Here is a 21,794-nt window from a genome sequence, read left to right as displayed (position 1 = left end):
TCAGTTCTCCTTGCCCGAGAGCCGGGCCACGCCGCGGTACAGTGCCGAATGGTCCAGTCCTCCATCGCCATTGGCTCGCGCGGAGGCCATGAGCTGGCCCAGCACCGCGCCCATGGGGATCACCACTCCTGCCTCACGTGCGGCCGAGGTGACGATGCCGAGATCCTTGTGATGCAGATCGATACGGAATCCCGGCTCGAACGAGCGATCCAACATCTTCTGCGCCTTCTGGTTCAGTACTGCCGAGCCCGCGAGGCCCCCGCCCAGAACCTCGACGGAGGCAGCAAGATCGACACCGTAGGCCTCGAGGAACGCGATCGCCTCGGCGAGCACCTGAATGTTGCCTGCAACGATCAGCTGATTGGCAGCCTTGACCGTCTGACCGGAACCGTTGGGGCCCACGTGCACGACTGTCTTACCGACGACATCGAGAATCGGCTTGGCACTGGCGAAGTCCTCGGCGCTACCGCCGACCATGATCGACAGGGTCGCGTTCTCGGCTCCGGCCTGGCCGCCGGACACCGGGGCGTCGAGGATGCGGAAGCCGCGTGAGGCGGCGTCGGCAGCCAACGTGGCGGTGACGTCGGGACGGATGCTGGAGAAGTCGATGATCAGCGCGTCGCGTCGCGCATTGTCGAACACCCCGCCCTCACCGGTGAGGACGTCCTGCACGTCCGGTGAGTCCGGGACCATGATCGCGACGATGTCGGCGTCGTGCACTGCTTTGGCGATGGAGTCGGCCGCGGTGCCGCCCGCCTCGACGAGGGGTCCGGTGCGATCGGGTGTCAGGTTGTAGCCGACCACGTGGTGGCCCGCCTTGGCGAGGTGGACGGACATGGGGCTGCCCATGATTCCGAGTCCGATGAATGCAATGGTGCTCATGAAGATTCCCTACTTGGTAGTGGTGACGCGGTCCGACTGGAGCCAGTCGAACGTGTCCTGGCGGGTGGCCTTGTATTCGAGTCCGACGTAGCCGTCGTAACCCCGTGCCGAGAGTGCGGCGAGCTGCCCGCCCAGGTCGAGTGTTCCGGTTCCTGGTTCGCCGCGGCCCGGGGAGTCGGCGATCTGTACGTGCCCGATCAGATCGTGGTGTGCATCGAGTACCGCGGGCACGTCGTCTCCATTGACGGCGAGGTGATAGAGATCGGCGAGCAGACGAAGGTTGTGTACGTCCTGCTCACGCGCTACGCGTCGGATGGTGGCGACGGCACCGGCGGCGGTCGTGATCGGGTATGCGGGCGCGCCGCTGACCGGCTCGAGCAGTACGACGCCACCGATCCTCGCTGCTGCTCTCCCTGCTGCGGCAAGGTTCTCGATTGCGACGTCGTCCTGTTGCATCGGGTCCACTCCGTCGAGCCGGTTGCCGTGCAGAGCGTTGAAGGCTTTGGTGCCCAACTGTTCTCCGATTGCGACAGCGACATCGATGTTGTCTCGGAAGGCCCGAACCTGCGCAGGGTCGGAAAGTATGCCGCGATCACCGGCGGGCATATCGCCGGCGGCGAAGTTCAGTCCTGTCAGCTGCACCCCGGCATCGCGAATCGCGGACACGAAGGTATCGATCTCGGCGTCGGAGGGGACCGGTGTCGAGAACGGCCACCAGAACTCGACGGCCTCGAAGCCTGCGTCTTTGGCCCGCTGCGGCCGATCGAGCAAGGGAACGTCGGCGAAGAGAATGGAGCAGTTGACGGTGTAGTTGACATGTGTGTCAGCAATATTGTTCATGCACATGACCTTTCAGTTCTGCGGTGCTGGAAGTCCGCGGTACCGACGCCAGCTGCCGGTGTAGGTGATGTCGGTGAGCTCGCCCGGCCGGGCCTCGAGCACCCCTGGCCGTAGTCCGACACCGAGGACGGATCGTCCGTCGTCGAGTGCGACTACCGTCAGCTCCAGCTCCGGCGGTTCGTCCGGCAGGAACGTGGTCCGGATGGCGTCGAGGGGGATGTCGTACAACTCGCCTTCGATCGCCGCGCCTGCGGTGTGGTCGAGCAGCAGCGCGGGGAATTCGTCCCGCACCGAATAGAAGCGGTAATGCGGGGTGGTGCGCACCGTGCCCACGAATGGGTGTGACGAGACGTTGTGGTGCAGGCTTCCGCCGCGCATGGCACCACCGTTACAGAAGAGCTCCGCCATGAAGTCGTTCCTCTCGGGGTCGAGCATACCGGTCAAAGTCCGTATTATGGAATCAGTATTCCGTTGGATGGATCGAGTGTGGCGTGCGCCACGGAGTCCTGTCAAGACCCGATCCGTCTTGCATGCCGAATCATCCTTCGCCGCAACGCTGGAACATCGGACGCACAGTCGACGCCAATCCACCCTTGACAGTTGTTGTGATCGGTGTCACGCTCGATTGGTGGAATCATCATTTCGTATTGCGGAATCACACATCGGCGGCGATGTCGTCGCCGAATTGAATGCGGCCTCCGAGGTCGACGCGGCTCGAATGCTCTCGCACTGCCTGGACGTTCCCCGCTGGATCGAGGAGGTTCTCCAGCACAGACCCTTCACCGACGCCCAGTCCCTGCGTCGAACGATCGCGCACGCTGCCGCTCCGCTGACCGAGGACGAGATACGCCGTGCACTCGCGGTGCATCCTCGCATCGGGGAACGCCCGGGCGGCGAGGATGTCGCTGCGCGCCACGCGAGCGCCGAGCAATCCGGCGTCGACATCTCGGGCGAGGGCATCGAGCAACGTCTGCGAGCAGGGAACCTGGCCTACGAGAACCGGTTCGGGCAGGTTTTTCTGATCCGAGCAGCAGGCAGGAACGCCGAGGAAGTGCTGCGCGCCCTGGGCGACCGCCTCGGCAACGATCGGCAGACCGAAGCTGCGGTCGTCGAGCACGAGCTGCGTGAGATCGCCGCCGTGCGGGCAACGGGAAGCCTGGAACCATGACCAGCCACGTCACCGCGCACGTTCTCGATGCAGCGAGAGGCATTCCTGCACAAGGTCTCTCGATCGAACTCAGCGATGCGGACGGCAATGCGATAGCACGGTCCACTACCGACGAACAGGGCCGCGTCTCCTCGCTCGGCCCGGAGGAACTGACGCCGGGAACCTATCGCCTCATCTTCGCCACCGGTGCGTACTTTGCGGCCCAGCACACCGAGTGTTTTCACCCCGAAGTAGTCGTCACCTTCGCGATCACCGCATCCGATCAGCACTATCACATCCCACTTCTGTTGAGCCCGTTCGCTTTCACCACCTATCGAGGGAGCTAGAAACCATGACCATCGTGCTCGGAGCAAACCAGTACGGCAAGGCCGAATGCAGACTCGTCCGCATCGACCGCGAGACCCCACGGCACCGGATCACCGACGTCAACGTCAGCTCACAGCTGCGCGGAGATCTCGACGCCGTACACGCAGAGGGCGACAACGCCCACGTCGTTCCCACCGACACCCAGAAGAACACCGTGTACGCCTTCGCTCGGGACGGCATCGGGACCATCGAGCATTTCGCGCTCCGCCTCGGCGCTCACTTCACCGAGAGCTTCGATTGGATCACCGGCGGCCGTTGGGAGGTCGAGCAATACCAGTGGTCCCGCATCGGAAGCAACGGTACGCCCGGCGACGGCTACGACCACTCGTTCGTCAAATCGAGCGACGAGAAGCGAAACACGATCGTCACCGTCGACGGCGACGACATCTCCATCGTCTCGGGAATCAGCGACCTCGTGGTGCTCAATTCGACGGCCTCCGAGTTCTGGGGCTACCCGAAAGACCGGTACACCACGTTGCAGGAGACGACGGACCGAATCCTGGCCACGTCGGTCAGCGCCCGCTGGCGGTACCTTTCCACCGATCTCGACTTCGACAAGACCTTCGACGACGTCCGTTCCATCATGCTCGACGCCTTCGCGACCACTCACTCTCTCGCATTGCAGCAGAGCCTGTTCCAGATGGGCAAGCAAGTACTCGAGGCGCATCCGGAGATTGCCGAGATCAAATTCTCGATGCCCAATATCCACCACTTCCTCGTCGATCTCGAGCCATTCGGACTCGACAATCCCGGTGAGGTCTTCTTCGTCGCCGACCGCCCCTACGGTCTGATCGAGGCGACGGTGGAGCGCGACGACGCCCCGGACGCGGGTCGCGCCTGGGATACCGTGCCCGGATTCTGCTAGGGGAGGCGGCCATGAAGCTGACGACTTCGAAGCTCACGAAGCGAGCCACCACGCCGCACGATCCCGCCCGTCCCGAGGACGAGCGGTTGTCGATCGGCCGGTCGTACGTCTACGGGTTGCAGCACATCCTGACGATGTACGGCGGCGTCATCGCCCCACCCCTGATCGTCGGGGGCGCGGCCGGGTTGAGCGGCACCGAGATCGCACTGCTGGTCTCGGCAGCGTTGTTCGTCAGCGGAGCGGCCACCTTGCTGCAGACCCTGGGACTGCCGTACTTCGGCGCAAAATTGCCGTTGGTACAGGGAATTTCGTTTGCATCGGTGTCGACGATGGTGGCGATCGCGAGCGGTCCTGGTGGATTGAACTCGGTATTCGGGGCCATCATCGCCGCCGGTGCCATCGGTATTCTCATCACCCCGTTCTTCAGCAAGATCGTGCGCTTCTTCCCTCCCGTGGTGACCGGAACGATCATCACCGTCATCGGTATCTCGCTACTGCCGGTTGCGGTTCGGTGGGCGATGGGCGGCGATCAACAGGCCACCGACTGGGGCTCGATGTCCAATATCGGACTCGCAGCATTCAGCCTGTTCATCGTCCTCCTCGTCAGCAGGCTGGTGCAGGGCACGCTCTCGCGCCTGTCGATTCTGATCGGCATCGTCGTCGGCACGCTCTTCGCCATCCTGATCGGCAAGGCCGATTTCTCCGAGGTCGGGAACGGTGCCGTCTTCAGGTTCCCCGAGCCGTTCGCCTTCGGCGCGCCGACATTTCAGATCGCGGCGATCATGTCGATGGTTGTGGTCATCCTCGTGATCATGACCGAGACCACCGCGGACATCCTGGCCGTCGGTGAGATCGTGGGCACCGACGTCGATGCCCGACGCGTCGGCGACGGACTGCGCGCAGACATGGTTGCCACCACCATCGCTCCCGTGTTCGGCACGTTCCCGGCCAGTGCCTTCGCGCAGAACGTAGGGCTCGTGGCCGTGACCGGGATCAAGAGTCGCTACGTCGTCGCGGCCGGCGGCTCGGTGTTGCTCTTCCTCGGTCTGTTTCCCATCCTCGGGCTCGTCGTGGCATCGGTTCCGCTTCCAGTGCTCGGCGGCGCGGGAATCGTATTGTTCGGCTCGGTGGCGGCGAGCGGTATCCGGACGCTGTCCAAGGTGGAGTTCGAGGGCAATCTGAACCTCGTCATCGTGGCGGTGGCCATCGGATTCGGCGTCATCCCCATCGCTGTGCCTGGCTTCTACGCGGCCTTCCCCGATTGGGTCCATGTGGTGCTGGACTCGGGCATCAGTGCGGCGAGCATCGTCGCCGTCCTGCTGAACATCGCCTTCAACGTGATCACGCGAGGCCAGAAACCCTCACCCTCGGTGGTGACCGCGGCACCGCCGGTGGCAACCCGGCATCACCAGTAGAGTTCTCCGGGAGAGACGGCGACTACGAAGGTGCGAGGTGGACTGTGGCGGCAGGTGGCGGTGTGCAGTCCGTGGAACGTGCGTTCGAGTTGCTCGACATCATGGCCGCGTCGGGCGGGTCCATCGGAATCAGCGAACTGGCCGAGGCCACCGATCTGCCGATGCCGACCGTGCACCGACTGATCGGAACCCTGGTCTCTCTCGGCTACGTCCGCAGGCTGCCGTCACGTCGATATGCTCTGGGCACCAAGCTCATTCGATTGGGCGACAGCGCATCCAAGCTGATCGGCGGATGGGCGAAGCCCTATCTGGCCGAGCTCGTCCGGATCACGCACGAGACCTCGAACATGGCGTTTCTCGAGGACGACATGGCGGTCTACGTCGCGCAGGTGCCGTCGGAGCACGCTATGCGGATGTTCAACGAGGTGGGCCAGCGCGTGCTGCCGCACTCGACCGGCGTCGGCAAGGCCCTGCTCGCGCAGTTGGACGACGACGCCGTCCGTGCCATCGTCGATCGGCTCGGCATGGCGCCCCGCACCGTCCACACCCTCACCACTCTCGATGCGTTGCTCGCGGATCTCGCGCTGACCCGCGAACGCGGTTACGCCGTGGACGACGGTGAACAGGAAGTGGGAGTGCGGTGCTTCGCCGTGCCGGTGCTCGGTGCCCCGACGCTCACGGCGATGTCGATTGCCGGGCCAACCGCCCGAGTCACCGCCGAGTCGGCCGAGCAATTCGTGCCGTTGTTGATCTCGGCCGCCGAGCGACTGTCCAAGGATCTCGCGAGCAACGTTCCGGCACCTTAGTCTCGCAACACTTTCGCGTCTTTCGAGAACGTCTTCACCTGGTCGGTCAGCCACACGTGCGCCGGGACTGCGCCGCCGAGTAGCTCGCGAGCCAATGACGGGGATTCCCCGATCGGGACGTCACTGCCGGCGATGATGATGTTGCCGTAGCGTCTGCCTTTGAGCATCGCCGGATCAGCGACGATCGCCGTGTGTGGGAACACACTGCGAATGGTCGACGCCTCCTGCTTCGCGAGCGAGAGGTCGCGCCGGTCACCACAGTTGACGACGTACATACCGCCGGGTGAGAGGACGCGTCGAACATGCGCGGTGAACTCGGCGGTGAGTAGCGACGCGGGAGTTGTGGCTCCGGCGAAGACATCTCGCACGATCAGGTCACGGCTGTTCTCGCTGAGTGTTTCGGTGACCGCTCGCGCCTCGCCGACGCGGATCCGCAGCAGCGGTGCCCGCGGTAGATCGAACCACTCGCGAACCAGTTCCGAGAGCCTGCCGTCGAGTTCCACGACCACCTGACGGGCACCGGGAAACTCGGTGGTGAACGATCGGGCCAGCGTGCAGGCCCCGCCCCCGAGATGCAGAGCCCTCAGCGCGAAGCTCGAATCCCACTGCGCTCGAACCAGTCCCGATATCCACCGCATGTATTCGAACTCGAGGACGGTGGGGTCGCTCATGTCGATGTGTGAGCTGGGCACATCGTTGACGTTGACGATCCAGCCGTCGTCGGAGAACGTATCGCGAACCAATTCGCAGGTGCCCGAGTCGATCTCGAACACGCCGGGTTGCAGCCCGCCCGCCGGTGCCCGCTTCCTACCCATGGCCGATCTCGAGCCTGAAGTCTTCGAAATCGAATCCCGGAGTGACGACGCAGCTGACGAGGCTCGGCTCGTCACCCACCGGCCGCGCCCGCTGCCACTGCGACGGTGGCACGATCTGCTGCGGGGAATCGGCGCTCACCAGCAGCGAGGTCACCGCCCCCGGCTCGGCGCCGGTGCCACCGAGGTCGAGTTGCACCGGGCTACCGCGGTGGTAGAGCCACATCTCGGTACCCCTCACGGTGTGCCAGGCCGATTGTTGGCCGGGCATGAGCAGGAACAGTATTGCCGTGCCGGCTGCGCGTGGACCGGGGTACCCCTCGGGCAGCCCCGCCTGGGCGATGGTGATCTCGCTGCGCCAGGTCTCGCGGAACCACCCACCTTCCGGGTGGGGCTCGAGGTCGAGGCTCTGGGCCCAGTCGGGCAGTGACGTCCTGGAAGTCATGGTCGGTCCAATGGCTGAGCATCGACGGCTATTCCGGCGACCGCCTCGAGCAGGGTCTCCGCGTCCTCGTGCACGGGCTCGAGATCCCCGGTCCAGCCGAGCACTCGCACCGCGGCTGCCGCGATCCCTGCTGCATCCGCTGTCGGGTCGTGGCGTCCGTTCTCGACATCGGCCCGAGCGTTCACCACGGTCTCGACCAGACGAAACGGCAGATCTTCGGTGCCCGGCCTGCGCTCGGAACCGAGTTGGACGAGGGTGTCCGAGGCGATGGCCGCGTACAGCCGCATCAGTCGGTAGCGATGGTCACGGAAGGTCTCGAAACGCTCGCTGCGCAGTTCGGGCAGCAGATAGAGCGCGCCCAGATTCCACGTCGATGCACCCAGTTGCCCCGCGTCGAAGTAGGCCAGCGCGTACATCTGGGTGGCGGGGTCGGCCCGCGAGTCCCGAATCCGCTGCGCAACGGCGAGCGGTTCGTCGACGGTGCCGCTGAGCAGCGCGTCGAGGATGTCGTCCTTGGTGGCGAAGTGGTGGTAGAGCGAGGCCTGACGCAACCCGACGGCCTCGGCGATGACGCGGGTCGAGGTGTTGGTGAATCCGCGGGTGGTGAAGAGCTCGGCCGAGGCGTCGAGTATCTCCTCGCGTGCGGTGTCGCCGGGCCGCTTCTTCGTGCTCAGTCTCGGTCTGCCTGCGCCGGTCATGTCCTCATCCTGTCAGGTCTGCATGCGGGTGAGATTTCTGTCATCTGATCGAAATAGAGGAAACGAGTTCGTTGCACGACGGTCACCGACAGGGAACGACGGTGCCGAAAACTATCAACTGACAGAAACCCGCCTCGGCGATGCAGCGGGTGATCGCTCACCACCCACCTCGCCCGGAGGAGACCTCATGAGCTCGACGACATTGCCTGCCCCCGGTACCGGTTCCGAACCGGGTCACCCCTCGGACCATTCGGATCTCGCTGCCCTCGGTTACGACCAGCAACTGCACCGAAGCCTCGGCAAGTACGCATCCTTCGCCGCCGGCTTCTCGTTCGTCTCGATTCTCACCACCATCTTCCAACTCTTCGGCCTCGGCTTCAGCTTCGGCGGACCCGCCTTCTTCCTCACCTGGCCACTGGTGTTTCTCGGTCAGTTCATGGTGGCGCTCAACTTCGCCGAACTCGCTGCCCGCTATCCCATCTCGGGTGCCATCTATCACTGGTCCCGCCGCATGGGCGGTGAACTGGTCGGATGGTTCGCCGGATGGTTCATGATCATCGCGCAGATCGTCACCGCCTCCGCGGCGGCGATCGCCCTCCAGGTCGTGCTGCCCAGCATCTGGAGCGGGTTCCAGATGATCGGCGAGGACACCGCACTCACCTCGCCCAGCGGTGCCGCGAATGCCGTTGTGCTCGGCTCGATTCTGTTGGTGCTCACCACCACCATCAACTGCATCGGCGTCGACTGGATGTCGCGCATCAACAGCATCGGCGTCACCTGCGAGATCGTCGGCGTCATCGCCCTGGTCCTGGTGTTCTTCACCCACGCCGAGCGCGGACCCCAGGTGGTCCTCGATACCGGCAGCGCCGGTGCCGAGCCCGGTTACATCGGGGCATGGATCGTCTCCGGCCTGATGGCCGCCTACGTCATGGTCGGCTTCGGCTCGGCGGGCGAACTCGCCGAGGAAACCCGCAATCCCCGACGCGTCGCACCTCGCACCATCCGACTCGCTCTCTCCGCCTCGGCGCTGGGCGGCGGACTGATGATCGTCGGCGCATTGATGGCCGCACCGAGCCTCACCGACGGCCAGTTGGCAACGCAGGGCCTGCCGTACGTGATCGACTCGATCCTCACCTCTCCGTGGGGCACGATCCTGCTGATCGACGTCTCGATCGCCGTGTTCATCTGCACCCTCGCGATCCAGACCGCGGCTTCGCGGCTGATGTTCTCGATGGCCCGCGACGGTCGCCTGCCTGCCTCCGCAGCTCTCGCAAAGGTCAACTCGCGCACCGGCACCCCTATCGCCCCCTCGGTACTGATCGGCCTCGCCTGTATCGCGATCCTGGCCGTCAACGTCGGCAACTCCGCGATATTCACCACGCTGTCCAGCGTCTGCATCGTGTTGATCTACCTCGCCTACATGATGGTGACCGTCCCGCTGCTGATCCAGCGGCTCAAAGGCTGGCCGCGCGGTGGAGTGCAGCACGACGCGGACGGGCAGAAGCTGTTCACCCTCGGCCGCCTCGGCGTGCCCGTCAACATCGCCGCAGTTCTGTACGGCGGGCTGATGGTGATCAACCTGTCGTGGCCGCGGGCCGAGATCTTCGACCCCACCGGCGAATTCCCACTGCTGCGATGGGCGGCACCCCTGACCGTCCTCGCCGTGATCCTCGTGGGAATCGCCTGCCTTCCGCACGGAAAAGCCCACCCGAAGCCCGTCACGATCGGAGCCTGAACCCACATGAGCTCAGCAACTGCAACCACGCAATCGGCCAAAGCGCACGCCCGATCTCAGGCGACCGTCGCGCCCGCACCCACCGCACCGGAGGGGATATCGGAGCTCACCTGGGCAGAGTCGGTACCCGGCGGCAGCTACACCTCCGCGGTCCTCGCCCGCGGAACCCGGCTACGGCTGCTCGACGTCGACGGCAGCGCCTGCGCGCATCTGCTGCTCTACCGCGCCGAAGCACCGTGGGAACGACTCAACACCGCAGATACCGTGAAGGTTCCGTGGCAGGCGTACCTCGGTGCAGGCCAACCGCTCCTCTCGGATCAAGGCCGCGTTCTGGCCACCATCGTCGACGACACCTCCGGTCGTCACGACGCACTGTGCGGCACGACGTCCACCTCGACCAACACCGCGAAATACGGAGTCAGCGGACCACATTCGGCCGCGCCGGCCGGGCGCGAGCTGTTCACGCTCGCCGCGGCAAAGCACGGACTCCAACCGCGGGACGTCGCGCCGTCCCTGTCGTTCTTCCACGGCATCACGGTCGGAGCAGATGGCGCGCTCACCAGTACCGGCTCGGCCGGGCCGGGGCGATCGGTGGATCTACTCATCCACCTGCCGGTGATCGTGTTGCTCGCCAACACCGCTCACCCGCTCGATCCGCGCCCCGAGTACCCCACGACATCCCTCGACGTGCTCGCCTGGCGAGCAACGGAGGAACTGCTCCAGCTGACCAACACCGAGCCGGAATACCAACGCGCAGTGACGAACACCGAGAACGCATGGAAGGCAGCAGCACAATGACCACCAGCACCCTCGAGAGCACGATCGTGCGGGACGAGATCGCCCCTGCATTCGGCCCCTGGTCCGCCGTCGTCGAAGCGGGAGATGTTCTGACCATCGTCGACCTGTACGGCAATCAAGCAGTCGACACCCTGCTGTACAGCGCACACGACCACTCGATTCGCTACTCGGCCGCCTCGACGATCGCCGCGCAGCAGAACCTGTTCCTGACCACCGGAACCGTTCTGCGCAGCGATGATTCAACACCACTGATGACAATCGTCCGGGACGAGGTGGGTAACCACGACACCGTCGGCGGGGCGTGCTCGAAGGAATCGAACACCCTGCGCTACGGCCACCACACCCGGCATCAGCACGCCTGCGTCGAGAACTTCCTCATCGAGGGCTCCAAGTGGGGACTCGGCAAACGAGACCTGGCCCCCAACATCAACTTCTTCATGAACGTCCCCGTCGACTCCGACGGCACTCTCGGCATCGTCGACGGTCTGTCGGCTCCCGGCAAGACGCTCTCGCTGCGTGCCGAGATCGACACCCTGGTACTGGTGTCGAACTGCCCGCAGATCAACAACCCCTGCAACGGATTCGACCCCACCGCAGTGCGCATGATCGTGACGCGAGAGTCGGCTCCGGCATGAACGCGACCAAGATGACCGTGCAGCGGCCCGGGATGCTCACCACGGTGCAGGACTGGCCGGGACGCATCGGGTACTGGAAGGTGGGCGTACCGCCGTCCGGACCGATGGACGATCTGTCGTTCCGTCTCGGCAACACCGCGCTGGGCAATGCGGAGGGCGCACCGGGACTCGAATCCACCATGGCCGGTCCGGCATTGACCTTCGATGCCGATACCTACGTCTGTGTCACCGGTGCCGCGGTGCCGGTGACGATCGACGCAATACCTGCCCCGCAGTGGCGGCCGGTGCTGGTTCCCGCCGGGTCGACCCTGGACGTCGGCACCACCACCGGGCATGGCCTCCGGGTCTACGTTCTGATCCAGGGCAGCCTCGAGGTCGAGGACTATCTGGGTAGCGCAGCGACGTTCACGCTCGGCAAGTTCGGCGGACATCGCGGCGGCACCCTCGGTGAGGGCGACGTGATCGGGCTGGCAGGGCGCTCGGACGACCCCGGCATTCTCGGGCCGATCCCGATGGAACACCTACCGGTACTGACGTCGAGCTGGGACATCGCCGTCACCGAGGGGCCGCACGGGGCTCCGGAGTTCTTCACCCGCGCCGATATCGACACCCTCTACGCCACGCGGTACGAGGTGCATTTCAACTCCGACCGCACCGGTGTCCGGTTGATCGGACCGAAGCCGCAATGGGCCAGGACCGACGGCGGTGAAGCCGGGCTGCACCCGTCCAACATCCACGACAACGCCTACAGCGTCGGCGCACTCGATTTCACCGGCGACACCCCGATCCTGCTCGGCCCCGACGGCCCGAGTCTCGGCGGATTCGTCTGCCCCGTCACCGTGGTTGCCGCCGAACGCTGGAAGCTCGGCCAACTCCGGCCCGGGGACACCATCCGATTCGTTCCGGTCCGGGCCGCGGCGACCGCACCGCTCGGCTCGCTGGGTCTGGCCCGACGCGCGTCACTACCTGCCGTCTTCTCCGCAGGCGGCGACGGTGACGACGGGGTCATCGCCCGCCGCGACGCCGACACCTGCGTCACCTATCGGCGCTCGGGAGACGACAACGTTCTCGTCGAGTACGGCGATATGAAACTCGATCTGTCCCTGCGCGCGCGGGTGCACGCCCTGCATCAGCGCATCGAGGCGATCGCACCGCGCGGGCTGGTGGACCTGACCCCCGGCATCCGTTCGTTGCAGGTGAAGGTGAATCCCGATGTCCTGTCGATCGACTCGTTGATGGGGCTGCTCGCCGAGGTCGAGGACGATCTGCCCGCCGCCTCCGAGCTGATCGTCCCCAGTCGCCGGGTTCGGCTGCCGCTGTCCTGGGACGACCCGTCGACGAGGGAGGCCATCGCGCGATACATGCACGGGGTGCGCGCCGACGCCCCCTGGTGCCCGTGGAACATCGAGTTCATCCGGCGCATGAACGGCCTCGATTCCGTGGCCGAGGTGTTCGACACCGTCTTCGCCGCCGACTACATGGTGCTCGGGCTGGGGGATGTGTATCTGGGCGCACCGGTGGCGACCCCGCTCGATCCACGACACCGACTGGTGACGACCAAGTACAACCCCGCTCGCACGTGGACACCGGAGAATGCCGTCGGCATCGGCGGGGCCTACCTGTGCATCTACGGTATGGAAGGCCCCGGCGGCTACCAGTTCGTCGGCCGCACGACGCAGGTGTGGAACCACAGCGCCACCTACAGCGGTGGACCGTTCGAGGAGGGCACCCCGTGGTTGCTCCGGTTCTTCGACCGCATCTCCTGGTACTCGGTCGAACCCGAGGAGCTGATGGACCTGCGCGCCGATCTGGCCGCCGGACGCCGCGGCGGAGTGCAGATCACCGACGGTGAGTTCTCCCTCGCCGAACACGAGAGCTTCCTCGAGACCAACGCCGACTCGATCGCCCGATTCCGCGCGACCCAGGCCGTGGCCTTCGGAGCCGAGCGCGACGCATGGTCGGCAGCAGGAGAATTCGACACGAAGAAGGGCAGAACCGATGCGACCTGAGGTACGAGAGCGAGTTCTACAGGCGTACAAGCGTATTGCCGAAGTGGACCGACCCGAGGTGTGGATCACGCTCCGCGACGAGGACGAGGTGCTGGCCGAGGCCGTCACGATCGACGAGGCGCTCGCGGCCGGTGCGGAGCTACCGCTCGCCGGTGTGCTCGTCGCGGTCAAGGACAACATCGACGTGGCGGGGTTGCCCACCACCGCCGCCTGCCCCGAGTTCGCCTACACACCAGCGGCATCCGCCGCTGCGGTCGAACGGCTGACCAGCCGCGGCGCGCTGGTGCTCGGCAAGACCAACCTGGATCAGTTCGCCACCGGACTGGTCGGCACCCGCAGCCCCTACGGAGCGGTGCGTTGCGTCTGGGACCCCACCTTGATCGCGGGCGGTTCGAGTTCGGGCTCCGCAGCCGCCGTGGCCCTGGGAATAGTCGACATCGGAATCGGCACCGACACAGCCGGTTCGGGTCGAGTTCCGGCCGCGTTCCACGGCCTGGTAGGCATCAAGAGCACGCTGGGGATCGTACCGACCAGCGGGGTCGTGCCCGCCTGCGCCGACTACGATTGCGTCACCGTACTGGCCCAGGACCTCGACAGTGCCACTGCAGCAATGAAAGTCATGAGCGGACCTGCTGTCACCGACCCCAGGAGCCGATCCTGGCCGAGCGAAGTCCGACTGGCTGCCGCACCGCAGCCACGCCTCGCCGTTCCCCGAGCCGAGGATCTCGCATCGTTGAGCCCGGCGTACCGTCGGGCATTCGCCGATACTGTCGCGGGTCTGGCCGACAAGGGCTTCACCCACGTCGAGGTCGACATCGCCGCCCTGCTCGACGCGGCAACACTGCTGTACGACGGAGCTATTGTGGCGCAGCGCTATTCGGCGGTGGGGCCGTTTCTCGACTCGGCACCGGCCGGAGCAGATCCCACGGTCGCCGCGATCGTCGGAGCTGCGGCCGAACCCTCCGCGCACCGCTACGTGGACGATCTCGACGCTCTTGCACGAGCGAAAACCGCTGCGCGGGAACTCCTGTGCGATACCGACGGTCTGCTTCTGCCCACCACCACCGAGCATCCCACCATCGCGGCGGTGCAGTCCGATCCGATCGGAATCAATCGCCGTCTGGGTACCTTCACCAACTTCTGCAATCTGCTCGACATGGCGGCGGTGGCTGTTCCCGGTGCCGCGACGGCCGACGGCGCTCCGTTCGGAGTGATGTTCGTCGTGCCCGCCTTCGAGGATCAGGTCGCGATCGATCTCGCCGCGCGACTGATCGGCACATCGTCACCCGCACTGATCGACGACGGCATCGAGGTGCTCGCCGTGGGGGCGCACCTGCGCGGCTTCCCGGTGCACCGTCAGTTGATCGATCGCGGTGCCCGGTTCAGTGGAGAGGTGACCACGTCTGCGGACTATCGGCTGGTCGATCTGCACACCACCCCGCCCAAGCCGGGCCTGGTACGGCGGTCGGGCGGCGGCGCGCCCATCGCCGGAGAGCTGTATCGAATGTCTGCCGCAGCGCTCGGCACCTTCCTGGCAGAGTTGCCCGCTCCGATGGGCCTGGGTCCGGTCGAGTTGTCCGACGGTAGATGGGTCACCGGATTCTGCTGCGCGCACGACGCAGCGGAACGGGGTACCGACATCACCGAGTACGGCGGCTGGCGTGCGTATCAGGGCCTACCGCCATCGGCGGCGACCCGCACAGCAAGGAACCCGAGCACCGTACCCATGACGTAGCGCTGCACCTTCAGCCACGTCGGTCGCAGGGCGAGAAAGCGGGCGATCGATCCGGCCAGCACCACGATCGCCAGATTGATCGCCACCGCGACGACGATCTGCACCCCGCCGAGTGTGAAGCCCTGCAGCACAAGGTGTCCGGCTGCAGGGTCGACGAACTGCGGGATGACCGAGATGTACATGATCGCTATTTTCGGATTGAGCAGATTCGTCACCAAGCCCATGGTGAACAGTCGACCGGTCGAATCCTGTTGCAGTTCGGCCGGTTCGAATGCCGAGACCGTCCCCCGCAGCGCCTGCACCGCCAGCCAGGCGAGGTAGGCGGCCCCGGCCAGCTTGACCGCTGTGTACAGCGCAGGAACGGCGGTGAACACCGCGGCCAAGCCCAGATTGGTGGCCGTGAGATAGATCAGGAACCCGAGTGCGACGCCGGCCAAAGACACCATTCCCGCCCGCCTGCCTTGCGAGATGCTGCGCGAGACGAGGTAGATCATGTTGGGTCCCGGGGTCAGCACCAACGCGAGAGCTACAGCGAACACGCCGATCACAGCGGAATACGAGACCATGCGGTCGAGACTTCACGACGACCCGACCGCGTGAGAAGAGCCAGTTCCCGGCTGATGGCCTCTACTGGTCGGTTGTTCGGCTCAGTTCCCTCGCACGACCAGGGCGACACCGTCTGCGATCGCTGCCATCCCCGCCGCCGTCGGGTGCAGTGGCGCGGCAGGATTCTGCGGGATGACTCCTTCGAAGTAGCGCTGGTCAGGAGCTGCGCAGACATCATGGCCGATGCTCAATGGTTCGGTGTCGACGAACTCGGCACCGTGCTCGTTCGCCTGCATCTTCAGAGCCTCGTTCATCGCGGTGATGCTGCTCTGGATGTAGTCGGCATCCTCGGGCAACATCGGCTGCGTGGGAAAGCAGCCACCGTCGGGCAGGTAGGTGCCGTAGCCGACGACGAGGATCCTCGCGTCGGGCGCGCGCTCTGCCACCGCGTCGAGCATCGCTCCCCAGGTCGGTGCGTGCTCGGCGATGGCGGCGGCGACCGAGTCGACCCCGCCGGCAGTGAGCCGGTCCTTGCAGACGTTGGTCGCCGAGGTGCTCGTGAAGGTCAGGCACTGTACGGCCGTCGACACCAGCCCGATGTCGTTTCCGCCGATCGTGACCGTCACCAGGTCGGTGTCGGCACTCAGCGCGTCGAGCTGCACGGGGACCTCGCCACTGGACGTGCCTTGCGGAGCGGAGACGATGTTCTCGGTGACGGCCCCCGAACAGGTGACGTCGACGAACGAGACGGCCGCCAGTTCCTGTGCGAGAACATGCGGGTAGTTGGAGTCCGACCGCTGGCATCCCGGTTCGCCCACCTGATCGGGGATACGTGGTCCCGACGCAGCGGAGTCTCCGAGCGCAACGTAGTTCAGCGGTGCGGGAGGAGCGGTCGCGAGGGCTTCCTGCGCTGGAGAATCCGTGCTGCAGGCCGTGAGCACACCGGCGATGACAGCGAGACCGACGCCGATTCGATGTCTTCTCACAGCTTCGACGCTACCGGTACCGGTAATCTCGACCGGGTTGTCCAGAGAAATGCATCTACACCACGAAGGCAGGCACAATTCATGATCACCAATTTCATCAACGCAATCCTCAGCGGCTTCGGTTCGATCTCTGCCGGCAGCAGCGGCTTCGAGCTGGCACCGGGCACGCTGCCCTTCGGGCTGTAGAGACCGCACGCAGCTCACCCGTGCGGTGCCGACGGTTCGATCGGCTCCGCACGGGTAACCCGCAATCATGACTACCCCGAACAACGACAGCACATCGTCCCCCGACGCCAAGGAAGACGTTCAGTCGGATCCGGCTGCGGCTCCCGAGGGCAACGATTGGTCCAGCGAAGGCGGAGCAACCAAAGCCGGCCCCGCTACCGACGACGAGCGAACCGACAACGGCTAGCCGATCCGACGGCGGGGAGCGGCACGCAGTATGCGGACATCGTCCGCCGTGACGATGTGTTCGACCGACTCCCCGCGGTCCGGCTTCGATGCGCCGACGGCGAAGTTCACTCGCGCGTCACCGAGCCAATCGACTCCGACGACGACGCCCACGGTTCCCCTCGGGATGCCGCTTCGCCATCGCACGCGCCCAAGATCGCGAACCGCAATGACGGTCGCTCCGATCTCGAAGTGCCCCATGAGCCCCCCTGGCTTGATTTCTACCGACCAGTAGACCTCGAATGAACACCCTGTTCAAGCGGTAGATCCGCGCTTATCGAGGCCATTGCCGACCCCGAAGTCGGCCGTCGGGAAACTAAATCGGATCTCGCCCCGCTATCGCGTCCGAGAATCTTCCAACGGTATTTTCAGTTCCTAACATTTGCCGATATCGCAAACTTTCTTGTCGTTTTCTCGGCAGTCGTCGCACACTCTCCGCATGACTTCACTCACTTCTCAGCAGGCACCGGTCGAGGTGATCATCGTCGGCGGCGGCGTCGCCGGACTCAGCGCTGCGGTGGCCCTCGGCCGCTCCCGGCGATCCGTAGTCGTCATCGACGCCGGCGACCCGCGCAATGCGCCCGCTGCACATTCGCACAACTACCTCACCCGCGATGGCGAGTCGCCGCTGGAACTGATTCGGCTCGGCCGTGCCGAGGCGCAGCACTACGGCGCGCACATTCTCGAGGGCACTGCCCGGTCGGCATCCAGGACCGAAACAGGTTTCGAGGTGACACTCGCGGACGGTTCCACCGTCGAAGGCCGCCGCCTGCTGGTCACCACCGGCCTGACGGACGTCCTGCCGAGCATCCCCGGCCTCTCCGAGCGTTGGGGCCGCGATGTGTTGCACTGCCCGTACTGTCACGGATGGGAAGTGCGAGACCGCGCGATCGGGATCATCGGCAGCGCCATGACCGCGCACCAGGCGCAGATGTGGCGTCAGCTCACGGACCGCGTCACGGTGTTCTCCCACACCGCACCGGAGTTCACCGCGGAACAAACGCAGAGATTCACCGCACGCGGTATCGAGGTCGTCGACGAGGCGATCGCGCGCGTGGACGTCGAGAACGACGCCATCGTCGGCGTCAAGCTGGGCAGTGGGCGCCAGGTTCGACTGGAGGCGCTGGTCGTGGGACCCGCCTTCAGCTCACGCGCGGACATCCTGGTCTCACTCGGGCTCGACACCACCGAGATGGTGATGAACGACCATGTTCTCGGCACGTACATCGAGGCCGACCCCGTCGGTGCCACCTCGGTGCCCGGCGTCTGGGTCGCAGGTAATGTCGCGACACCGATGGACACCGTGGTCGCAGCATCTGCAGCGGGAGTCAAAGCAGGTGCCGCGATCAACGGCGATCTGATCGAGGAGGAGGTGCGCGCAGCCGTGGAGTCGGCGAGAGCCACGGTGCGTTGACCTTCCAGCGTTCAGGTGCTCAGTTGCCCAGGTTGTTCAGCGCCGCCGCCAGGCCTTCCTCGACCATTTCCTTGCGGACTCCGAGCGAGAGCAGAGTTGCGTCCTCGTTCTCCAGCAACGCCAGCAGGATATGTTCGGTTCCGATGTAGTTGTGCCCCAATCGCAGGGCCTCCCGGAAGGTCAGCTCCAAGGCCTTCTTGGCACCGGCGTCGAACGGGATGAGGGCGGGTAGCTCGGCAGCCGGTTCCGGTAGCGATGCCGTCGCCGCCGCACGGATCTGTTCGGCAGTCAGCCCGTGGGCAACCAGGAGCTTCGCCCCGATCCCCTCTGGCTCACCGAGCAATCCCAGGATCAGATGCGCGCTGGTGATCTGATCCTGTCCGGTCGCGCGCGCCTCGTTCTGCGCTCCCACCACCACATTGCGCGCCCGCGGGGTGAAGCGCGAGAAGCCCTGACTGGCATCGAGATCTGCGGGGCCGTCGCCGCCCTTGGCGACGAATCGTTTCTGCACTGCCTGCTTGCTCACACCCATCGATGCACCGATGTCGGTCCACGACGCTCCTGACCGTCGTGCGCGGTCGACGAAATGGCCGATCAGATGATCGGCGATCTCACCGAGGGAGTCGGCGGCGATCACCGCATCGGACAGTTGATCGAGTGCATCGGTATGCACTTTCTCGATCGCCTCGATGAGGTCGTCGAGTCGGACGGGGTTCGTCATTTTCTTCGGTTCGGTCATTCGTCAACCGTAGGTTGACGATCCCTGGTCGTCAACCCCAGGTTGACGCATTCGTGCGGCGCAACATCCGTTGTGAAATCTGCATCTCCACATCGAACTTGGTCACCGTGCGCAGTGCTGCAAGACGTATATTCACCGGTGGAGGCACCGCCGAGAATCCGCGCGGACGCCGCGAGCGAGAAGGAAGTGGGTCCTTCGATGAACACGAAGGTCGCTGCGCCCTTTGCCATGCACACGACACGGACCACACTGCTGGCCGCCGTGGTCGTGATCGTGTCCACTGTCTTCCTTCTCGGTGACGCCGCAGTAAGGACGGGCGTCATGGCCACCGTCGCCGTCGGCTCCGTTCTGGTCATCAGCTTCGCGATTCGCAGATACCGGCCCGATGACTCACGCTGCTGGTGGGCACTGTTCGGAGCCTCCGTCGTGTTCATTTTCGGAGTTTCGCTACGCAGCGATCCCAGCGCACTGGCCCATTCCTTTCCGCTACTGCCGGACGTTTTCACCCTCACCGGCTACGGACTCGTCACCTACGCCCTGTCTCGGTGGATCCGAGATCGCAAGTCGATCGACGACATCACTCCACTGGTCGACGCGGGGCTGATCTTCCTCGGCTCGCTGTTTCTGTCCTGGTTGCTGTTCATCTCCCCGGCCCTCGAATCGCCACGCTCGTCGGCATCGACGGTGATGAACGGCGTGTATCCCGCCATCGACGCCGCTCTGATCACCCTCACCACCTATCTGGTCTTCTCGTCCAAACCGCGCACGCCTGCGCTGCAATGGGCCCTCGCCGCGCTCATCGCAACGCTCGTCGGCGACGTCTCGTATGCCTTCGCTGCCACGACCGACGACGCGCCGTCCTCGGGCCTGCTCGACGGCATCTACCTCTTCGCCTACCTCTCCCTGGCAATGGCAGCACTCGATCCATCGATGCGTACCGTTTCGCACCGGCAGCCGCCGGCACCGGCCCACAGCAACCGCCGGGTCGTGTTCGTGGTGCTGCTGCTGGTGGTGTGCGGAACCGTGCCGCTGCTGGGCTCCGCGGGCTCCACCGGCGACCTGGTCGTGCGTTCGCTGTTACTCGCGTCGATCCTGGTGGGCGCATTCCTGCGCGGCGAAAGTGCTCTCGCCAGGGTGCAGACCGGCAAAGATCAGGCCAAGTACCGAGCTGCACACGATCTGTTGACCGGGCTACCGAATCGAACGATGCTCGACGAGGAATTCGCGCGGCACGAGCACTCGCAGGCTCCGGGGCGCACCTGCGTCCTGTTCGTCGATCTCGACAATTTCAAGATGGTCAACGACTCGTACGGCCACCGCGTCGGAGACGAGCTGATCACCGCTGCCGCGCGCCGCATCCGGGCGGCCGTCGGCGCCGCCGACTCCGTCATTCGATACGCGGGCGACGAATTCATCGTGTTGACCCGGCGCGATCGGGCAGGCGCCGAGGCGTTGGCCTGCCGCATCATCGATCGAATGAACGAGCCGTTCCCGCTCAGTGCCGCAACGGCATACGTCACTGCCTCGGTCGGCATCGCCGATGCGGACCGGTTGCACGATGCCATTCGCGAGTCGGACACCGCGATGTATCACGCCAAGTCTCTCGGAGCGGCGCGCTACGCGTTCTTCGACGAATCCTTGCGCGCGCGTGCAACGTCTGCCATCGAGACCGCCACCGCCCTGCGCGGCGCGATTCGACGCGGTGAGCTCGAGGTCTACTACCAACCGATCGTCGACACCGCATCGCGCACCACCGTCGTCTACGAGGCACTCGTTCGCTGGAACTGGCAGGGCCGGGTGCGCGCCCCCAACGAGTTCATCCCGATCGCAGAATCGACCAATCTCATCAAGGAGATCGGCGAATGGGTGTTGCGCACTGCAATCGCGGACCTGGTGACGCTGCGCGCGAACGGGCAGAACGTCACGATGTCGGTGAACGTGTCCCCGATGCAGTTGCGCGACGAGTCACTGCCCGTGGTCGTGGAAGGACTGCTCGCGAGGTACGGCATCGCCGGCTCGGATCTGGCTCTCGAGATCACCGAGAGCGACCTGATCGACGACATCGGCACCGCGAAGACCGTTCTCGACCGACTCGCTGCAATGGGCGTGCTCATCGTTCTCGACGACTTCGGCATCGGCTACTCCTCGTTGAGCAGGCTGCGTGCGATGCCGATCGCGCTACTGAAGATCGACAAGTCCTTCGTGCACGAGATCGGCCGTTCCGAGTCCGACACCCAGTTCATCGCCGCAATCGTCGCCATGGCGTCAGCGCTTCCGGTCACCACGGTCGCCGAGGGCGTCGAGACCGAAGAACAAGCCGCCGTCGTCGAGGCACTCGAATGCCGCTTCGCGCAGGGCTTTCTGTTCGGCCGACCCGCCCCCATCGCACACTGGCTCCTCGAATCGGCGCGCCGACGGTGATCGCGGTGTTAGCGTCGGTCGGTGTCTGC

General features: G+C 65.3%; 23 protein-coding genes. 13 read left to right on the top strand and 10 right to left on the bottom strand.

The window, feature by feature from the left end; genetic code table 11:
* From J1M87_RS02010 to J1M87_RS02000, 3 genes are read right to left on the bottom strand one after another with little or no spacing between them, the layout of a single operon-like run.
* Entirely contained in the window at positions 1-882 is an 882-nt protein-coding gene (locus tag J1M87_RS02010) for a 2-hydroxy-3-oxopropionate reductase (protein WP_206487193.1), read from the bottom strand.
* A gap of 9 nt (positions 883-891) precedes the next feature.
* Entirely contained in the window at positions 892-1,722 is an 831-nt protein-coding gene (locus J1M87_RS02005; protein ID WP_206487186.1) for a hydroxypyruvate isomerase family protein, read from the bottom strand.
* A 12-nt stretch (positions 1,723-1,734) separates the two neighbouring features.
* A complete protein-coding gene (locus tag J1M87_RS02000) occupies positions 1,735-2,130 on the bottom strand; it encodes a gamma-glutamylcyclotransferase (RefSeq protein WP_206487447.1) in 396 nt (131 codons plus the stop codon).
* A gap of 220 nt (positions 2,131-2,350) precedes the next feature.
* On the opposite strand from J1M87_RS02000, the gene uraD reads away from it, so the two are divergent.
* From uraD to J1M87_RS01975, 5 genes are read left to right on the top strand one after another with little or no spacing between them, the layout of a single operon-like run.
* A complete protein-coding gene (gene uraD / locus J1M87_RS28470; RefSeq protein ID WP_307830708.1) occupies positions 2,351-2,890 on the top strand; it encodes a 2-oxo-4-hydroxy-4-carboxy-5-ureidoimidazoline decarboxylase in 540 nt (179 codons plus the stop codon).
* Positions 2,887-3,216, top strand: coding sequence for a hydroxyisourate hydrolase (gene uraH, locus J1M87_RS01990; protein WP_206487182.1), 330 nt, complete (start codon positions 2,887-2,889; stop codon positions 3,214-3,216). Before uraD ends, uraH begins: the two co-directional genes overlap by 4 nt.
* A gap of 5 nt (positions 3,217-3,221) precedes the next feature.
* Positions 3,222-4,121: a factor-independent urate hydroxylase gene (gene pucL / locus J1M87_RS01985; protein ID WP_206487179.1), complete on the top strand. Its 900-nt coding sequence runs from the start codon at positions 3,222-3,224 to the stop codon at positions 4,119-4,121.
* Between the two features lie 11 nt (positions 4,122-4,132).
* Positions 4,133-5,536: a nucleobase:cation symporter-2 family protein gene (locus J1M87_RS01980; protein WP_206487178.1), complete on the top strand. Its 1,404-nt coding sequence runs from the start codon at positions 4,133-4,135 to the stop codon at positions 5,534-5,536.
* A gap of 44 nt (positions 5,537-5,580) precedes the next feature.
* On the top strand, positions 5,581-6,342 hold the full coding sequence (locus J1M87_RS01975; RefSeq protein WP_206487177.1) for an IclR family transcriptional regulator: 762 nt from the start codon (positions 5,581-5,583) through the stop codon (positions 6,340-6,342).
* Here J1M87_RS01975 and J1M87_RS01970 read toward each other — a convergent pair.
* Genes J1M87_RS01970 through J1M87_RS01960 form a run of 3 tightly spaced genes read right to left on the bottom strand, consistent with a single transcriptional unit; the run spans position 6,339 to position 8,297 of the window.
* Complete coding sequence (locus J1M87_RS01970; protein ID WP_206487175.1) at positions 6,339-7,157, bottom strand: spermidine synthase; 819 nt, start codon at positions 7,155-7,157, stop codon at positions 6,339-6,341. The two genes, J1M87_RS01975 and J1M87_RS01970, sit on opposite strands and share 4 nt — an antisense overlap.
* Positions 7,150-7,599, bottom strand: coding sequence for a cupin domain-containing protein (locus J1M87_RS01965; protein ID WP_206487171.1), 450 nt, complete (start codon positions 7,597-7,599; stop codon positions 7,150-7,152). Before J1M87_RS01965 ends, J1M87_RS01970 begins: the two co-directional genes overlap by 8 nt.
* Positions 7,596-8,297 carry a TetR/AcrR family transcriptional regulator gene (locus J1M87_RS01960; protein ID WP_206487169.1) on the bottom strand — a complete coding sequence of 234 codons (702 nt, stop codon included), beginning with the start codon at positions 8,295-8,297 and terminating at the stop codon, positions 7,596-7,598. Before J1M87_RS01960 ends, J1M87_RS01965 begins: the two co-directional genes overlap by 4 nt.
* 187 nt (positions 8,298-8,484) lie before the next feature.
* On the opposite strand from J1M87_RS01960, the gene J1M87_RS01955 reads away from it, so the two are divergent.
* From J1M87_RS01955 to atzF, 5 genes are read left to right on the top strand one after another with little or no spacing between them, the layout of a single operon-like run.
* Complete coding sequence (locus J1M87_RS01955; RefSeq protein WP_206487166.1) at positions 8,485-10,032, top strand: amino acid permease; 1,548 nt, start codon at positions 8,485-8,487, stop codon at positions 10,030-10,032.
* A gap of 6 nt (positions 10,033-10,038) precedes the next feature.
* On the top strand, positions 10,039-10,830 hold the full coding sequence (locus tag J1M87_RS01950; protein WP_206487164.1) for an urea amidolyase associated protein UAAP1: 792 nt from the start codon (positions 10,039-10,041) through the stop codon (positions 10,828-10,830).
* Positions 10,827-11,465: an urea amidolyase associated protein UAAP2 gene (locus tag J1M87_RS01945; protein WP_206487159.1), complete on the top strand. Its 639-nt coding sequence runs from the start codon at positions 10,827-10,829 to the stop codon at positions 11,463-11,465. Before J1M87_RS01950 ends, J1M87_RS01945 begins: the two co-directional genes overlap by 4 nt.
* The gene (locus tag J1M87_RS01940) at positions 11,462-13,474 is read left to right on the top strand and encodes a 5-oxoprolinase/urea amidolyase family protein (RefSeq protein WP_206487157.1); all 2,013 of its coding nucleotides are present in this window, start codon (positions 11,462-11,464) and stop codon (positions 13,472-13,474) included. Before J1M87_RS01945 ends, J1M87_RS01940 begins: the two co-directional genes overlap by 4 nt.
* On the top strand, positions 13,464-15,209 hold the full coding sequence (gene atzF, locus J1M87_RS01935; protein ID WP_206487152.1) for an allophanate hydrolase: 1,746 nt from the start codon (positions 13,464-13,466) through the stop codon (positions 15,207-15,209). The genes J1M87_RS01940 and atzF overlap by 11 nt, the downstream gene beginning before the upstream one ends.
* On the opposite strand, the gene J1M87_RS01930 is transcribed toward atzF, so the two are convergent.
* Positions 15,143-15,775 carry a LysE family translocator gene (locus J1M87_RS01930; protein WP_206487146.1) on the bottom strand — a complete coding sequence of 211 codons (633 nt, stop codon included), beginning with the start codon at positions 15,773-15,775 and terminating at the stop codon, positions 15,143-15,145. The genes atzF and J1M87_RS01930 overlap by 67 nt on opposite strands.
* An 81-nt stretch (positions 15,776-15,856) precedes the next feature.
* Entirely contained in the window at positions 15,857-16,741 is an 885-nt protein-coding gene (locus J1M87_RS01925; RefSeq protein WP_206487142.1) for an SGNH/GDSL hydrolase family protein, read from the bottom strand.
* Between the two features lie 253 nt (positions 16,742-16,994).
* Between J1M87_RS01925 and J1M87_RS01920 the strand changes: the two genes are divergently transcribed.
* Positions 16,995-17,153: a hypothetical protein gene (locus tag J1M87_RS01920; protein WP_206487140.1), complete on the top strand. Its 159-nt coding sequence runs from the start codon at positions 16,995-16,997 to the stop codon at positions 17,151-17,153.
* On the opposite strand, the gene J1M87_RS01915 is transcribed toward J1M87_RS01920, so the two are convergent.
* Complete coding sequence (locus tag J1M87_RS01915; RefSeq protein WP_206487138.1) at positions 17,150-17,392, bottom strand: hypothetical protein; 243 nt, start codon at positions 17,390-17,392, stop codon at positions 17,150-17,152. The genes J1M87_RS01920 and J1M87_RS01915 overlap by 4 nt on opposite strands.
* Before the next feature lie 238 nt (positions 17,393-17,630).
* On the opposite strand from J1M87_RS01915, the gene J1M87_RS01910 reads away from it, so the two are divergent.
* Positions 17,631-18,605: an NAD(P)/FAD-dependent oxidoreductase gene (locus J1M87_RS01910; RefSeq protein WP_206487135.1), complete on the top strand. Its 975-nt coding sequence runs from the start codon at positions 17,631-17,633 to the stop codon at positions 18,603-18,605.
* Between the two features lie 19 nt (positions 18,606-18,624).
* Here the strand turns inward: J1M87_RS01910 and J1M87_RS01905 are convergent, their stop codons facing one another.
* On the bottom strand, positions 18,625-19,344 hold the full coding sequence (locus J1M87_RS01905; protein WP_206487133.1) for a Clp protease N-terminal domain-containing protein: 720 nt from the start codon (positions 19,342-19,344) through the stop codon (positions 18,625-18,627).
* 198 nt (positions 19,345-19,542) lie between these two features.
* Between J1M87_RS01905 and J1M87_RS01900 the strand changes: the two genes are divergently transcribed.
* Positions 19,543-21,765 (top strand): bifunctional diguanylate cyclase/phosphodiesterase, encoded by a 2,223-nt coding sequence (locus J1M87_RS01900; protein ID WP_206487131.1) that lies wholly within the window; start codon positions 19,543-19,545, stop codon positions 21,763-21,765.
* Positions 21,766-21,794: the final 29 nt, after the last annotated feature.

Origin of the sequence: Rhodococcus sp. KRD162 (genome assembly GCF_017168335.1) — a bacterium.
GTDB lineage: Bacteria > Actinomycetota > Actinomycetes > Mycobacteriales > Mycobacteriaceae > Rhodococcoides.
Note: the sequence above shows the minus strand (reverse complement) of the source record. Positions and strands in the feature narration are given on the sequence as shown.